The organism is Bradyrhizobium cytisi (genome assembly GCF_008123515.1).
Lineage (GTDB): Bacteria > Pseudomonadota > Alphaproteobacteria > Rhizobiales > Xanthobacteraceae > Bradyrhizobium > Bradyrhizobium cytisi.
The window spans coordinates 55,254-71,007 of record NZ_VSSR01000008.1 but is presented as its reverse complement, the minus strand read 5'-3'; the positions used below and the strand labels follow the sequence as shown (position 1 = coordinate 71,007).

Genomic DNA, 15,754 nt, shown 5'->3' with positions numbered 1-15,754 from the left:
AATCACGCTGTGAAATCGCTCGCCATCGCGGCTACGGGCATGAATGCCCAGCAGACCAATATCGAAGTCATCGCGAACAACATCGCCAACATCAACACCACGTCGTTCAAGCGTGCACGTGCGGAATTCACCGATCTGTTCTACCAGATGGACCGCATGCAGGGTGTTGCGAACGTCAACGGCGCCTCGCCGATTCCGGAAGGCGCCAATCTCGGTCTCGGCGTCAAGTCGGCCGCAATCCGCAAGCTGCACATCCAGGGCGCGCTTACGCAGACCGGCAACCCATATGACCTCGCGATCAACGGTCGCGGCTGGTTTCAGGTGCTCGGCCCGAACAACGAGGTGCAGTACACCCGCGCGGGCTCGTTCAACACCAACGCCACCGGCCAGCTGGTGACGATGGACGGCTATTTGCTGGATCCCAACATCACGGTGCCGCAGGGAACGGTGCAGGTCACCGTCAACCAGACCGGGCAGGTGTTCGCCAAGCTGGACGCGGAAGTCAATCCGCGTCAGATCGGCCAGCTCAACCTTGCCAATTTCGCCAACGAGGCGGGCCTCGAGCCGCTGGGCAGCAATCTCTATCGCGAGACCACGGCATCAGGTGCGCCGGTCGTCGGTCTCCCCGGCGATGCCGGCTACGGCAAGATCAACCAGCAGTATCTCGAGGCCTCGAACGTCGATCCCGTCAAGGAAATCACCGAGTTGATCTCGGCTCAGCGCGCCTATGAGATGAATGCCAAGGTCATCCAGGCGTCGGATGAGATGGCGCAGACGGTATCGAAGAATCTCAGTCGCTAGTTCCGGTGTGTCGATGTTGAACAGGGTGGGCCTGATCGCGCGCGGGTTGGCCGCCGCGCTGCTGGTTCTCGTCTCCGCGCGGCCCGCCGCCGCAGACGAGCGGCGGCTTCCCGTGCCAGCGATAGCGATCCGCGCCGGTGAGCTGATCAGGGACGACATGATCACTGAGCGCGTCTTTGCGCCGAACGTGCTCGGCGTCGCCATGTTCATCGAAGGGCGTCAGGTCCTGGTCGGCCGCATGGCGCGGCGGTCGTTGCTGCCGGGCCAGCCGATTCCAACCAATTCGGTGGAGGATCCCTTCACCATCGCCCGCGGTGCCATGGTCAAGGTCGTGGTTGAAGACTCTGGCCTGTCGATCGTGACCTACGGCGCGGCCATGCAATCCGGTGCGCCTGGCTCGCTCATTACCGTGCGAAACACCGACACGGGCGTGATGATCAGGGCCATCGTCCAGCCGGACGGCACGGTCAAGGTCGCGGACGGGTCATGACCAGAGTCCTGATCGCGCTTCTCCTCATCGTTTCCGCCGCCAGCGCCCAGGCCGCCGTCCGCATCAAGGACATCGCGGACATCAAGGGATTGCGCGAAAACCAGATCGTCGGCTACGGCCTCGTCATCGGCCTTAACGGCACCGGCGACACCCTGCGCAACGCGCCGTTCACGGAACAGTCGCTGCAGTCGATGCTCGAAAACATGGGCATCAATGTCCGGAACGAGACGACGAGCACGAACAATCCGTCGCGGCCGACGACGCTGCGCACGCGCAACGTCGCCGCCGTGATGGTGACCGCCGACCTGCAGCCGTCGATCGGACCGGGCGAGCGGATGGACGTGACGGTATCGTCGCTGGGAGATGCGACGTCTCTGCTCGGCGGCACGCTGGTGATGACCTCGCTGCGCGCGGCGGACGGTGCGGTCTACGCAGTGGCACAAGGTGCGGTCACGGTCGCCGGTTACAGCGTCGGAGGCCAGGCCCAGAACGTCAGCCAGGGCACGCCGACGGCGGGCCGCATTCCGAACGGCGCGCTGGTCGAGCGCGAGGTGCAGGGCAGCCTGCACGAGATGGAATACCTGGTGCTCGAGCTGAAGAACCCCGATTTCGTCACTGCGACGCGAATCCTCGACGCCGTCAATCGCTATGCCGGCGGCCGCTATCGCGCCCAGATCGCCTTCGAGCGCGACTACCGGACCATCGTGCTGTCCAAGCCACGCTATGTCGGACCGGTCCGCTTCCTCGCCGAGATCGGCGAACTCACCGTCGAGCCAGACACGCCGGCGCGGGTAGTGATCAACGAACGCACCGGAACGGTGGTGATCGGTCGCGACGTGCGAATCTCCACTGTCGCCGTCACCCACGGCAATCTGACCGTCCGTGTCACCGAGCTGCCCGTGGTGTCGCAGCCGGCGCCGTTCTCGCAAGGCCAGACGGTCGTGGTGCCCCAGACCATCGTCGAGGCCAACGAGGCCGGGTCGCAGGTGGCGATCCTGAGCGGTGTCGACCTCCAGCGCCTCGTGCGCGGGCTGAACCAGATCGGACTGAAGCCGTCCGGCATCATCGCAATCCTCCAGGCGATCAAGACGGCGGGCGCGCTACAGGCTGAAGTCATCGTGCAATGATGCACAAGCGTCGTGCAAGCTTGGTCGCTCAATGCTCTGGTCTCGACCGAGAATCGCACGCGATCCGATGCTGAAGCTGGACCACATAGCGCAACTTCTTCTCCTGGCCGCGATGTTCGCGCTCGCGGGCGCTTCGCCCGCGCTGGCGCTGGACGAGCAGAAGTCGTCGAAGCCGCTCAATTTACTTTCCTTCGCCCGTGCCCGCGCGCCCGGCCCGCAGAAGCCGCACGCTCCGGCGACGTCGGTCCCGAGCGATAATTCGAGGGCAACAGCCTGGGCGGCCGAAGATTCGGGTCCCGCCATCACGGGAGCGGTCCCGACAGAGGCTCCTCCGCCGGCACCGGCCCCCGCACCTGTGCCGACGCGTCCGGCGAAGTCCGGCAGCGTCGCGGCGCCGCCGAAGCCGGCGCCGGCTCAAGCTGCCGCGCCTGGGGACAACGAAGTTGCGCTGTTCTGCAGCAACGTGGCCGATCCCGCCGTCGACGCCAGGCTCGCATGGCAGCTGAAAGAGCTGGAGAAGGCTGAGAGCCTGCTGCGGGAGCGGATCGTCGAAGTTGAGGCCAAGCGCGCCGAATACGAGAAGTGGATGGCGCTGCGCGACGACTTCCTGAAGAAAGCGGAAGCGAGCGTCGTCGAGATCTATTCGCGCATGAAGCCGGACGCTGCCGCCACGCAGATCGCCGGCATGGCGGACGAGACGGCCGCCGCGGTGCTCGCAAAGCTCAGCCCGAGGAGTTCGAGCGCAATTTTCAACGAGATGGAGACCGGGCGCGCAGCACATCTCGCCGACCTGCTCGGTGGAATGCGTCGCGCGGATGACGGGAAGACCAAGTAATGAAGAAGCCGATCCTCCTCCTGTCGCTCGTGCTTCTTGGCGGATGCTCCCATGATCCGGCAGAAATCCTGACCGGCCCGAAACTGTCGCCCGTGGGCAGCGGCCTGAGGACGCCGGCCGAACCGATCCCGGTGACGCCCCGCATGCGCACGCCCGTCAGCTATCGCTCGACCTGGGATGACGGCACCGACCTCTACCGCGATCCCCGCGCCCGGCGCGTCGGCGACGTGGTCACGGTGATCATCTCGATGCAAGACAAGGCCAAGCTCGACAACAAGACCAACCGCGCGCGCGATTCGCAGATCCAGTTCGGGCTGAACTGGCTGATGGACGTCGCAGGATGGCAGGACAAGGGCCAGGCCAACGCCAACCTCAACACCAATTCCCAGATCAAGGGCAACGGCCAGATCGACCGCTCCGAGGACATCAAGCTTTCCATTGCGGCGGTCGTCACCGACGTGTTGCCGAACGGAAATATGATGATCAGCGGGTCGCAGGAATTTGGTATCAACACGGAGATGCGCGTGCTCAACGTCGGCGGTATCGTGCGTCCACGCGATATTTCGCGAACCAACACGATCTCCTACGAGAAGATCGCCGAGGCACGCGTGGCCTATGGCGGTCGCGGAAATCTGTCTGACGTGCAGCAACCTGGATGGGGTCACCGGATCTATGATGCCGTGGCACCGTTCTGAGACTCGCGCGTCGTGGGAGCAGGGGGCGTCATGCGCCTGATTGCCGCCATCGTCGTGCTGACCCTGGTCGCGATCGGCGCGGGCGCGCTTGCGGGCCTGCACCTGTTTGCCGCTGCCGAGCGCGTTGCCGACGCAAAGAAGGGGGCCACCCCGCCGCCGGTCGCGTCGAGCTACGCCGGCAGCGCGCGGCTCCGGAAGTTGTCTCCGATCGTGACCAATCTCGCGTCGCCGGCCAACAATTGGGCCCGGGTCGAGGCCTCCATGGTGACCGACAGCATGAGCGACGAGGATGCCGGCATCCTGGCCGCTCACATCAGCGAGGACATCGTCACTTACTTGCGGTCCGCCTCGGTCACGCAGTTCGAAGGCACGCGCGGGCTCCAGCATCTGCGCGACGACCTGTCCGAACGCGCCAGCATCCGCTCGTCCGGCAAAGTCCGCGAATTGATCATTGAGACGTTGGTGATCCAGTGAAATTGAGAGTCCTGCTGCTTGCATCGCTGCTGGTCGTGCTGCCCGAGGTAGCGTTCGCCCAGATTCCGGACCTCAATTCGCTGCTGCCGCCGGGCAACGGCTCGACCAGCGGCCGCATCATCCAGCTCATGGCGCTGCTGACGGTGCTGTCCGTCGCACCGGGGCTGCTCATCATGGTGACGAGCTTCACGCGCTTCGCCGTCGCGCTCTCCTTCCTACGCGCCGGCCTCGGCCTTCAGACGACGCCTCCGAATCTCGTGCTGATCAGCCTCGCCATGTTCATGACCTTCTACGTCATGGCGCCGACCTTCGATCGCGCCTGGGAAACCGGCGTGCAGCCGCTGATGAAGAACGAGATCTCGGAGGAAGAGGCTTATCTGAAGATCAGCGATCCGTTCCGCGAGTTCATGCTGGCGCATGTGCGCGACAAGGACCTGCAGACGTTCGAATCGCTCGCCGCGGAAAGCTTTCGCAGGAAGTTCGACGACAAGCGCATCGACATGCGCGTTATCATCCCGGCGTTCATGATCTCCGAGCTCCGGCGTTCGTTCGAGATTGGCTTCCTCATCATCCTGCCGTTCCTCGTCATCGACATGATCGTGGCGACGCTGACTATGTCGATGGGCATGATGATGATGCCGCCGTCGATCCTCGCGCTGCCGTTCAAGGTGCTGTTCTTCGTGCTGATCGACGGCTGGAACCTGCTCGCCTCCGGACTGGTGCGGTCGTTCTCATAACAACGGTGATCGCCAGGCGGCCGGTTATGGTTAGCGAAGAGTAATATTAACCATATGATTTTGCTGCGGAATTCAAGCCCGCCTTAATCCGGAAGCAAGATTCGGCGTGCTAGCAATGCGGCACGGCGGGTTGGACCCCACCCATATCAGTCCAAAGGCATGATGCCGCCCCTCCGTACCGGTGAAAGCCCGGTATGTCCCCCTCGTGAAAATGTAACGCGTACATCAAAGGGACATTCGCAATGTCAAGCCTGCTTACGAACTCGACTGCCATGACCGCCCTCCAGACCCTGCGGTCTGTGAGCTCCCAACTCGCCACCACGCAGACCCGCATCTCGACCGGCCAGCGCGTCTCGACCGCTTCGGACAACGCCGCCTACTGGTCCATCGCGACCTCGATGCGCGCCGATAACGCCGCGCTCTCCGCGGTCTCCGACTCGCTCGGTCTGTCGGCCGCGACCGTCGACACAGAATATACCGCTCTGACTTCGGTTGTCGGCGACAGCACCGGCGGCCTGACCAAGCTGCAGTCGCTGCTGGTCGAAGCCAAGACCGCGGGTATCGACCGGACCAAGATCCAGGCCGACGTCACCCAGATCCAGCAGCAGATGCAGGGCACCGCCGCGGCGGCAACCTTCAACGGCGTGAACTGGCTGAGCACGACGACGGCCACGCCGGCGACGGTCGACCTGGTGTCGTCGTACTCCCGCGTCGGCAGCACGCCGACCACCGGCTCGATCACGCTGACCACTGCCAACTATGCGCTCTATAGCTCGTCCACCACCGGTATCCTGGACACGGTGAGCGGTGGTGCATCGGTCAACACGATCGACATCTCCACGCTGACCGATTCAGCGGCCGACCAGACCACGCTCGATGGCTACATCGCGAAGGTGACTTCTGCGATCAACTCGGTGGCTTCCGCTGCCGCGAACCTCGGCGCCGTGAAGAACCGTATCTCGACCAACACGGACTTCGTGAAGTCGCTGATGGACTCGGTGACGCGCGGTATCGGCCAGCTCGTCGACGCCGACATGAACCAGGAGTCCACCCGGTTGTCGGCTCTCCAGGTCCAGCAGCAGCTCGGCGTTCAGGCGCTTTCGATCGCCAACAGCAGCAGCCAGAGCATCCTCTCGCTGTTCCGCTAAGCCTGAAAACCATCTGGGGGAGGGCCGCGCTTCTCGCGAAGCGCGGCCCTTCTCGTTTGATGTGACGTTCCGCGCACGCAGCAATTTCGGCTGCGCTGTTGCGGCCAGGACACAGGGCCACAAGCCCCGCACAAGCTTCGCGCGCTACGGTCGCTGCTACGACAGGTTGGGCCTTCTTTTCCGCAGCCCAAAGGCATGAGGCCGCCCTGTCGTACCGGTGCAAGTCCGGTATGTCCCCAAATCAACTCTATCTTCAAAGGGACATCAAAATGGGTTCTAGCCTTCTCACCAACTCCGCCGCAATGACCGCGCTGCAGACGCTGCGCAACGTCAGCTCCAGCCTCCAGACCACTGAAAACCGGATCTCGACCGGCCAGCGCGTGGCCACCGCTTCGGACAACGCCGCCTATTGGTCGATCGCAACCTCGATGCGTGCGGACAACGCCGCGCTTTCCGCCGTCTCCGACTCGCTCGGTCTGTCGGCCGCGACCGTCGACACCGAATATACCGCTCTCACTGCGGTTGTCGGCGACAGCACCGGTGGCCTGACCAAGCTGCAGGCGCTGCTGGTCGAAGCCAAGACCGCCGGCATTGATCGCACCAAGATCCAGGCCGACGTCACTCAGATCCAGCAGCAGATGCAGGGCACCGCCGCGGCGGCAACCTTCAACGGCGTGAACTGGCTGAGCACGACGACGGCTACGCCGGCGACCTTCGACCTGGTGTCGTCGTTCTCCCGCGTCGGTGGCACGCCGACCATCGGCTCCATCACCCTGACGATCTCCAACTACTCGCTCTATACCTCGTCCACCACCGGTATCCTGGACACCGTGAGCGGTGGCGCGTCGGTCAACACGATCGACATCAGCACGCTGACCGATTCGGCGGCTGACCAGACCACGCTCAGCGGCTACATCACGCAGGTCACCGCTGCGATCAACTCGGTGGCTTCGGCGGCCGCCGACCTCGGTGCCGTCAAGAACCGCATCTCGACCAACACGGACTTCGTCAAGAGCTTGATGGACTCGGTGAATCGCGGTGTCGGTCAGCTCGTCGACGCCGACATGAATGCAGAATCCACCCGCCTCCAGGCGCTCCAGACCCAGCAGCAGCTCGGTGTTCAGGCGCTCTCGATCGCCAACCAGAACAGCCAGAGCATCCTCTCGCTGTTCCGCTAAGCCTGAAAACCATCTGAGGGGGCCGCGCTTCTCGCGAAGCGCGGCCCTTATCATTTTGGCCTGCGTTGTTCGAACGTCAAAGGCGCGATTTCGCGCCTCGAATTGCGGTCCGGTCACGGAGCCACAAGCTTCGCACAAACTCCGCATGCTATCGCCGCCGTTACGACAGGTTGAGCGCGCTTTTCCGCAGCCCAAAGGCATGATGCCGCCCTGTCGTACCGGTGCAAGCCCGGTATGTCCCAAAAATTTCAATTCGTTTTCAAGGGGACGTCAAACATGAGCTCCAGCCTTCTCACCAACTCCGCCGCAATGACCGCGCTGCAGACGCTGCGCAATGTCAGCTCCAGCCTCCAGACCACCGAAAACCGGATCTCGACCGGCCAGCGCGTCGCGACCGCTTCGGACAACGCTGCCTACTGGTCGATCGCGACCTCGATGCGTGCGGACAACGCCGCGCTCTCCGCCGTCTCCGACTCGCTCGGTCTGTCGGCTGCGACCGTCGACACCGAATATACCGCTCTGACCGCGGTTGTGGGCGACAACACCGGCGGCCTCACCAAGCTGCAGGCGCTGCTGGTCGAAGCCAAGACCGCCGGTATCGACCGCACCAAGATCCAGGCCGACATCACCCAGATCCAGCAGCAGATGCAGGGCACCGCCGCGGCGGCAACCTTCAACGGCGTGAACTGGCTGAGCACGACGACGGCTACGCCGGCGACCTTCGACCTGGTGTCGTCGTTCTCCCGCGTCGGTGGCACGCCGACCATCGGCTCCATCACCCTGACGATCTCCAACTACTCGCTCTATACCTCGTCCACCACCGGTATCCTGGACACCGTGAGCGGTGGCGCGTCGGTCAACACGATCGACATCAGCACGCTGACCGATTCGGCGGCTGACCAGACCACGCTCAGCGGCTACATCACGAAGGTCACCGCTGCGATCAACTCGGTGGCTTCGGCTGCTGCCGACCTCGGCGCCGTCAAGAATCGGATTGCGACCAACACGGATTTCGTCAAGACCTTGATGGACTCGGTGACGCGCGGTGTCGGTCAGCTCGTCGACGCCGACATGAACGCGGAATCCACCCGCCTTCAGGCGCTACAGACCCAACAGCAGCTCGGTGTTCAAGCGCTCTCGATCGCCAACCAGAACAGCCAGAGCATCCTCTCGCTGTTCAAGTAAGCTCCCGCTTCGAAGACGACCGTGCTCCCAAGGGAGCACGGTCCCCCGCCGTGACCGGCGGAAGTGACGGCACATGATGTGCCCGTAATCGACCTCCTGACGCCAGACCTGATGCAGCAGGCTGCAGCCGATCGCGCGGTGACGCGTTCGATCGCCAGTCCATTGCCGTCGGACCGCCTGCGTCGTCCGAAGTTCTTGTAAAACTGCATCGCCTCGCCTGCGAAGCGACGCACTCGCGTTTTCGCGCAACCTTCAGGCAAGGTTGACAGCGGAGTGTCCTCACCATTCGCATTGGTACGAGGTCATATGTTCAGTCGCGCGCAGCTACAGCAGCTGCTCAACAATCTGCTGGAACTTGGGCCGCGACGTCTGATGGCCTTGGGATTGATCGGCTTCGCCGTCCTCGTCACCGTGGTCGGGGGCGCTTATTACCTGAGCCGACCGGAATTCGAGTCCCTCTATACCGGCCTGAACCGGGAAGACGTGACGCGTATCGGCGCCGCACTGCGCGAGCAGAACATTGCCTTCGATATCAGCGCAGCCGGCGATGCCGTCTCGGTACGGCCGAGCCAGACCGCGCAGGCGCGGATGCTGCTGGCCGAAAAGGGGCTGCCGACCAGCGCCAATTCCGGCTACGAGCTGTTCGACAAGATCGGATCGCTTGGGCTGACCTCCTTCATGCAGGAGGTCACGAAGCTTCGCGCGCTTGAAGGTGAGATCGCGCGCACTGTCCAGCTGATGAAGGGCGTCAAGGCGGCGCGGGTGCACATCGTGATGCCGGTGCGCGGCTCATTCCGCGCGACGCAGCAGCCACCCTCCGCGTCGGTCGTGCTGCGCACAGACGGTGCGCTCGAGGCGCACACCGCGCAGTCGATCCGCCATCTCGTCGCGGCGGCCATTCCCGGCATGACACGCGACAAGGTCACCGTGCTCGATGCCGACGGCTCGATGCTGCTGGCCGAAGAGGACGAGGTCAGCGCCGCGCCGACCAAGATGGCGAGCCTCCAGAAGACGGTCGGCGGAATGGTGCAGGAAAACATCCGCAAGGCGCTGACGCCCTATCTCGGCCTGGACAATTTCGAGGTCAGCGTCGCGCCGCAGCTCTCCACCGACAAGCGCCAGATCAACGAGACGGTCTACGATCCGGAGACCCGCGCCGAGCGTTCGGTCCGCAATGTTCGCGAAAACGAAAAGTCGTCGAACGCCGACCGCTCGACGCCGACGACCGTCCAGCAGAACCTTCCGGACCAGCAGGTCAACGCCGGCGGCACCAAGAACTCTAGCGAGGACAAGACGCGCCGCGAAGACGTTACCAATTTCGAGGTGTCGTCCAAGACCACGACGACCGTCAGCGACGGTTACTCGGTCAAGAAACTCTTCATCGCCGTGCTGGTCAACCGCACGCGGCTCGTCGCCGACCTCGGCGACAAGACCAACCAGGCCATTGTCGACAGCAAGCTCGCCGAAATCAGCCAGCTCGCAGCGACCGCAGGCGGACTAGACAAGGCGCGGGGCGACCAGATCCAGGTGACTGCGGTCGACTTCGTGGAGGGCTCGCGTGAGCTCGCGCCGGTGCCGCCGATCAGCTTCGTCGAGATGATGAACAAGCAGCTCGGTAGCGTCATCAACGCGGTGACGATCCTGGCTGTCGCCTCGATGCTGGTCTGGTTCGGGCTTCGACCCGCGGTCAACGGCATTCTGACTCATCGCGCCGCGCAGGAGCAGACCGAGGCCGCCGAGGCCGCCGAGCTCGAAGCTGCCTCGGCCCTCGCATTGGCCGACAGCCAGGACCCCGAGCTCAACCTCGTCGAGGACCTCGAAGGCAAGATGCAGCGTACGCCGCAGAAGCGGCTGGAGCAGATCGTCCGCCTCGATCAGATGCAGGCGGCAGCAATCCTTAAAGACTGGATGCGACGCGAGGAGGCGGCATGAACGCGGCAATCGGAAAACTCCTGACGCAATTCGACGCGAACGGCCGGGCCAAGTCGCCGCTGCCTCCGCTTCCGAAGATCCAGGACGTCCTGACGAGAAAGGACGTCCGGCGCGAGCCTCAATCGCAGCCGCAGCCTCAACCGCAGCGTCAGGCGCAGGCGCATCCGCAACTTCAGCCGCCTCCGGCACCCGCGCCGGAAGCCGCGCCGGTCAATTTGCTCGAAGACGCCTATCGACGCGGCCATATCGCAGGCCTTTCGGAAGGCGAATCCAAGCTCGCCGAAGAGCGCGTCCGCAGCGCGATCCGGCTCGGCGAGGAGCGGGCCAAATGGTCCGACCAGCAGGCGGTCGCGATCGTCAACGGTTTTGACACGGCCTGCCGCGAGATCGAGAGCAACATTGCAAGCTCGGTCGCGCGGATATTGCTGCCGTTCCTCGCCGAGGCGGTCCGCGACAAGGCGATCGGGTCCTTGGTCGAGCAGATCTCGACGCTGACCTCGAATTCCCCGGTGCCGGCGTTCCGCGTAACCGGACCCAGCGAGCTCATCGACCTCGTCAGGACGCAACTCAATCTGGCCGGCCGCTCTGGCGTCGAATACCAGTCCGCTGACACCGTCGAGGTCCGCGTCCTCGCCGATCAGACCACGATCGAGACGCAGATCTCGACCTGGATGAATCGGCTGAAAGAGGCGCACCGGTAGTTTCACCATGGAGGAGGTCAAGCACGAGCTCGTCATTATCCGTCGGCGGAGCGCTTTCGAAGACGAGAAGGCGCACGGTGGCGTTTGGAAGATCGCCTATGCGGACTTCATGACCGCGATGATGGCGTTCTTCCTGGTGATGTGGCTGCTCAACGCGCTCAACCAGGACCAGAAGCAGGTGGTTGCGAGCTACTTCAACCCGATCAAGCTCGCGGAGAACGCACCCGCGCCGAAGGGACTGAAGGATCTCACCAAGAAGGAGCCGACGACGTTCGAGGGGCAGGATGGCAAGCGCCAGCCGTCCGGCCCGAACGAGGAGCGCCGCGGCGACTCGCCGACGGCCGAGAAGCCGCCCTTCTACGAAGAGAAGGTTCTGTTCCGCGATCCCTACGCAACGCTTGCCGAAATCGCGGCGAGCTCGAACCAGGCCTCGGGCCAGCGCCGCGCCGGTGCGCTGACCTCGGCCGAAGAGGATGGCCTCAAGGGCGGTGATGCCTATCGCGATCCGTTCGATCCCGGCTATTGGAAGCTTGCGCCCGAGGCTTCGAAGGAGGCCGACAGAATCATGGAGGGCGAGCCGAAGCCGAATGCTTCCGTGCGCGACACTCCGGCCGGCACAAATCAGGGTGAGCCGCGCCGCGGCAGGACCGATGATGCCGGCGGCAGCGTGGCCCTCGACGCGCAGGCGTCGTCCACGAGCCAGTCGCCGTTGCTGCCGCCAGGACCGGCGCCATCATCGTCGGCGCGCGACGGCAGCGTTCAGCCGAACACGCAGGCCAGCGTCGTGCCGCAGGCACGTCCGAGCGACGCTCCGAAGGAATCCGAGCAGCGTGACGCGGTGCAGGCCCAGCAGCCGACCGTCAAGCAGCTTCAGTCTGCGATCGCCGATGCCCTCTCGGATATCAAGGCCGGCGCCGGGCCGGTGGCCGAGGTCCGTCAGGTCGAGGACGGTCTGCTGGTCAGCCTGACCGACGATGCGAGCTTCGGCATGTTCGCGGTCGGCTCGGCCGAGCCGCGGCCCGAGCTCGTTCGCGTCATCGACAAGATCGGCCCGCTGATCGCGAAGCGCCGCGGCATGATTATCGTCCGCGGCCATACTGACAATCGGCCCTACAAGTCGGATAATTACGACAATTGGCGGCTGTCCACGGCGCGCGCGCAGATGGCTTATTACATGCTGGTCCGCTCCGGCGTCGATGCGCAGCGGATCGAGCATGTCGAAGGCTACGCCGACCGGCGGCCAAAGCTTCAGAACGATCCGGCTGCCGCCCAGAATCGACGGATCGAGATCCTGATCCGGGAGAAGCGCTCTTGACCAGGCCGCTGCTCCGCGCCGCGATGCTGATGGTGCTGTCGCTCGTGGCGACACGCGCATCTGCCGAATCGACGGCGCCGTCCGGGGAGCCGTTTGAGCTCGTCCGCGCGCTGCAGGCGGTGCAGGACGGTATCGCCAATGGCGACACCGCGGCGCATGCCAGCCACATCGCGCTGATCCGGCAGATCGGCGAAAAAATTCTCGCCGCCGACGCGAGCGTGTGGAGCAATCCGCAGAACGGCCAGGCGGTCGTGATCTATCTGCTCAGCGGCGGCGCTCCGCAGATTGTCCGCAAGCTGCCGCGCGACAAGATCAATGTGGATGCGCGGCTGTTCGACGGCGCGCTCGCTTATGTCGAAGGCCGGCAGGACGAGGCGAGGGACTTGCTCAAGGACATCAAGCCGCGCACGATCTCGTCCGGCATGGGCGGGCAGGTGGCGCTGGTCCAGGGCGCGCTGTTCGCTCGCTCCGAGGCTTCGCTTGCGATCGAGCGTCTCGACGACGCGCGCCTGCTGCTGCCGGGCACCCTGGTCGAAGAGGCGGCGCTGCGGCGCGAGATCCTGCTGGTCGGGCAGGCCGAGGATTTCGACAAGTTCGAGTTTCTGACGCTGGCCTACATCCGCCACTACCGCAACTCGGTCTACGCCGGCGATTTCTGGCAACGCTTCTCCACGGGCCTGACGCAATCGACTCTTGCGCTGGACGATCGCCGCTTTGCGCGGATCGCGGCGCTGCTGGAACAGGTCGACCGCGCCAGCCGCCTCAAGCTCTATCTGGTGATCGCGCGCGGCGCGCTGGTTCGCGGCAAACTCACCGTTGCCCGGCTCGCAGGCGAGCGGGCGCTGACGCTCAGCGCCGATGCCACGCCCGATCGCGAGCGCGCCCATTTCTACCGCGGCGCATCCCGCGCGCTTACTGACGAATATGACGGCGGCTTTGCCGAGCTGAAGGCGCTCGACAGGACGAAGCTGGCGGAGCGCGACGTCCTGGTCCTCAATGCAACCCTCCAGCTCGCGCTCGATGTCCGCAAGCCGATTGCAGGTCCGACTGCTGCCATGTCGGCCGACAAGCCGCCGCTCACGCCGGCGCGGATCGATCTCGCGTCGTCGAACGCAATGCTCGCGCGCGCCCAGACGCAGCTCGGCGAACTGGAGCTTCTCACCAAGGATCGCCGTCCATGACCAAGCTTAGCGGAACTTCCGGACAGCTTTTCGCAGGCCTCGCCGAAAGTCTTACGCGTGGGGTATCCCGTTCGGCGAAGGGGACGGCGACGACGGGCGCGAAAACGGCGGACGATTCATCGTTTCACGATCTGCTCCACACCGTCTCGAACATGGCCAAGCGGGCGCTGGACGATCAGGGCAGCGAGGCGACTGCAAAAGCTGCTTCAGTACGCCCGCGCCTGGCTCAGCTGACCGAGCCCGACACGCCAAAGGACGAGCCGGTGCACGAGCGCCCCGAGGAGCCCAAATCGTCGACCAAGAAAGACCCGGTCGATCAAACGGCGAAGGAGGACGTCGCGAGCAGATTGAGCGTTCCGACGATCGCGGGGCAGGAACTCGCCGCCGCGCAGGCCGTGACGATGCAGACGCCGCAGCCGTCGAACGACAAGAAGGACAATTCGACCCGCGACGAACGGCCTTCCGCAGCGAAGCGCGAGATTCAGAGCATCACAGACGCAAGGGCGGGGACGGCAGATGCCGCGCGTTCCGCCGCAGCGTCACCGACCGTCGCGCCATCGACTGTCGCGCGTTCCACGGCCGATGCCTTCGGGCCGCACCCGCATCCGGCCGCGGCGAGCCAACAGGCGATGCCGGAGGAAAGCGACGTTCAACCGAAAGCCATGCCCGCTGCCACATCCGGGTTCGAAGCCGTCACGGCGAATGTCGAGCGCGCCGCAAAGTCCGCAGGCCGCGACGCCCTGCCGGAAACGACCAAGGTCACGGTGGTTCAGCAGGAGACGCATCTGCCTCCCGTGCCGCAGTTCAGCGCGACCCAGCAGGTCGCAAACGCAGTGGTGTCGGAGCTGAAGGGATCGCCAGCGCCGGCCGCCTCCGCCGCGGCCGATCTCGTGGGCGCCCGGAGCAATTCGCCGGATCAGCCGGTCAAGATCCTCACCGTCAATCTCGAGCCGCCCGATCTCGGCAACGTCACCGTGCGCCTTCGTCTTGTCGGCACCGAGGTGTCGGTTCAGCTTGCCGCGCAACGCAAGGACACCAGCGCGATGCTGGATCAGCAGCGTGACCAGATTCGCGACCTGATGCAGTCGGCGGGCTACGTGGCAGACGTCGCGCCCGTACAGCACGGCTCACTCGACGGATTCAGGGCCGGATCCGGCCAGTCGCAGCCACAGCTCCCGGGTCAGCAACAGCAATCATCCCAGTCGCAAGGCGCGTTCAGCGGCGCGGGCACGTCGTCCGGTCAGTCGGACGGCGGAGCCAGGCAAGCCCGGCAGGATCAGCAGCCCAACCAGGAGGCACGCCATGACCAGGACGTGGCGCCGCATACTCGTCGCGGCCCTGTTTATCTGTAGCGCAGGCGCCGGCAAGGCGGCGGCGACCGACACTGCGCGCCCCTGCGAGCGCGAGATGGCGCGCGCCTCGCAGCAGCACGGGATTCCGCTCGGCATTCTCTATGCCGTCGGCCTCACCGAGACCGGCCGGCGCGGTGCACTCTATCCCTACGCGCTCGGTGCGGAAGGGCAGACCGTGTTCGCCAAGGACATGGATGATGCGATGGCGAATTTCGAAGCGATGCGAGCCAAGGGCATCAAGCTGATCGATCTCGGCTGCATGCAGATCAATCACTATTTTCACGGCGACAAGTTCACGTCGGTGCGGGCGATGTTCGATCCGGCCAGGAACGTCGACTACGCCGCACGCTTCCTCAAGGAGCTGAAGCAACGCGAGGGAAGCTGGACCATGGCGGTCGCCCGCTACAATGCCGGCCCCAACAATCAGCCGGCGCAGAAGCGCTATGTCTGCCACATCGTCGCGCATCTCGTTTCCAGCGGCTTCGGCGCGTGGACCGACAAGGCGCGCTCGTTATGCCAACCCAAAACAACATGAAGAAACGACGTGAAATGACGATGCATCGCATCAAGTTGTGCATCGTGACGGACCATCAGCCCCGCGCA

At 64.6% G+C, this 15,754-nt stretch carries 16 protein-coding genes; all 16 read left to right on the top strand.

The features are described from left to right. Positions 1-9 precede the first annotated feature (9 nt). Positions 10-801, top strand: a complete 792-nt coding sequence (gene flgG / locus FXB38_RS04380) for a flagellar basal-body rod protein FlgG (RefSeq protein WP_148749546.1) — start codon at positions 10-12, stop codon at positions 799-801. Positions 802-814: 13 nt separating this feature from the next. Then, positions 815-1,291, top strand: a complete 477-nt coding sequence (flgA, locus tag FXB38_RS04375; RefSeq protein WP_246229652.1) for a flagellar basal body P-ring formation chaperone FlgA — start codon at positions 815-817, stop codon at positions 1,289-1,291. Further along, positions 1,288-2,418, top strand: coding sequence for a flagellar basal body P-ring protein FlgI (gene flgI, locus FXB38_RS04370; protein ID WP_148749544.1), 1,131 nt, complete (start codon positions 1,288-1,290; stop codon positions 2,416-2,418). The genes flgA and flgI overlap by 4 nt, the downstream gene beginning before the upstream one ends. 67 nt (positions 2,419-2,485) lie before the next feature. Further along, the gene (locus tag FXB38_RS04365; RefSeq protein ID WP_187434652.1) at positions 2,486-3,253 is read left to right on the top strand and encodes a MotE family protein; all 768 of its coding nucleotides are present in this window, start codon (positions 2,486-2,488) and stop codon (positions 3,251-3,253) included. Then, positions 3,253-3,948 (top strand): flagellar basal body L-ring protein FlgH, encoded by a 696-nt coding sequence (gene flgH / locus FXB38_RS04360; protein WP_148749542.1) that lies wholly within the window; start codon positions 3,253-3,255, stop codon positions 3,946-3,948. Before FXB38_RS04365 ends, flgH begins: the two co-directional genes overlap by 1 nt. Positions 3,949-3,978: 30 nt before the next feature. Continuing rightward, the gene (locus FXB38_RS04355; protein WP_148749541.1) at positions 3,979-4,422 is read left to right on the top strand and encodes a flagellar basal body-associated FliL family protein; all 444 of its coding nucleotides are present in this window, start codon (positions 3,979-3,981) and stop codon (positions 4,420-4,422) included. Then, on the top strand, positions 4,419-5,159 hold the full coding sequence (gene fliP, locus FXB38_RS04350) for a flagellar type III secretion system pore protein FliP (RefSeq protein WP_148749540.1): 741 nt from the start codon (positions 4,419-4,421) through the stop codon (positions 5,157-5,159). Before FXB38_RS04355 ends, fliP begins: the two co-directional genes overlap by 4 nt. Before the next feature lie 242 nt (positions 5,160-5,401). After that, positions 5,402-6,307, top strand: a complete 906-nt coding sequence (locus FXB38_RS04345) for a flagellin N-terminal helical domain-containing protein (RefSeq protein ID WP_148749539.1) — start codon at positions 5,402-5,404, stop codon at positions 6,305-6,307. A 269-nt stretch (positions 6,308-6,576) separates the two neighbouring features. Next, complete coding sequence (locus FXB38_RS04340; protein ID WP_148749538.1) at positions 6,577-7,485, top strand: flagellin N-terminal helical domain-containing protein; 909 nt, start codon at positions 6,577-6,579, stop codon at positions 7,483-7,485. 276 nt (positions 7,486-7,761) lie between these two features. Continuing rightward, entirely contained in the window at positions 7,762-8,670 is a 909-nt protein-coding gene (locus FXB38_RS04335) for a flagellin N-terminal helical domain-containing protein (protein ID WP_148749537.1), read from the top strand. 306 nt (positions 8,671-8,976) lie between these two features. Continuing rightward, positions 8,977-10,602, top strand: a complete 1,626-nt coding sequence (gene fliF, locus FXB38_RS04330) for a flagellar basal-body MS-ring/collar protein FliF (protein WP_187434651.1) — start codon at positions 8,977-8,979, stop codon at positions 10,600-10,602. Continuing rightward, complete coding sequence (locus tag FXB38_RS04325; RefSeq protein ID WP_148749535.1) at positions 10,599-11,303, top strand: hypothetical protein; 705 nt, start codon at positions 10,599-10,601, stop codon at positions 11,301-11,303. Before fliF ends, FXB38_RS04325 begins: the two co-directional genes overlap by 4 nt. 7 nt (positions 11,304-11,310) lie before the next feature. Further along, the gene (locus FXB38_RS04320) at positions 11,311-12,618 is read left to right on the top strand and encodes a MotB family protein (RefSeq protein ID WP_148749534.1); all 1,308 of its coding nucleotides are present in this window, start codon (positions 11,311-11,313) and stop codon (positions 12,616-12,618) included. Continuing rightward, positions 12,615-13,799, top strand: a complete 1,185-nt coding sequence (locus FXB38_RS04315) for a chemotaxis protein (RefSeq protein WP_148749533.1) — start codon at positions 12,615-12,617, stop codon at positions 13,797-13,799. Before FXB38_RS04320 ends, FXB38_RS04315 begins: the two co-directional genes overlap by 4 nt. After that, positions 13,796-15,151, top strand: a complete 1,356-nt coding sequence (gene fliK / locus FXB38_RS04310; protein WP_148749532.1) for a flagellar hook-length control protein FliK — start codon at positions 13,796-13,798, stop codon at positions 15,149-15,151. Before FXB38_RS04315 ends, fliK begins: the two co-directional genes overlap by 4 nt. Beyond that, complete coding sequence (locus FXB38_RS04305) at positions 15,102-15,686, top strand: transglycosylase SLT domain-containing protein (protein ID WP_148749531.1); 585 nt, start codon at positions 15,102-15,104, stop codon at positions 15,684-15,686. Before fliK ends, FXB38_RS04305 begins: the two co-directional genes overlap by 50 nt. The last annotated feature ends 68 nt before the right edge of the window (positions 15,687-15,754 follow it).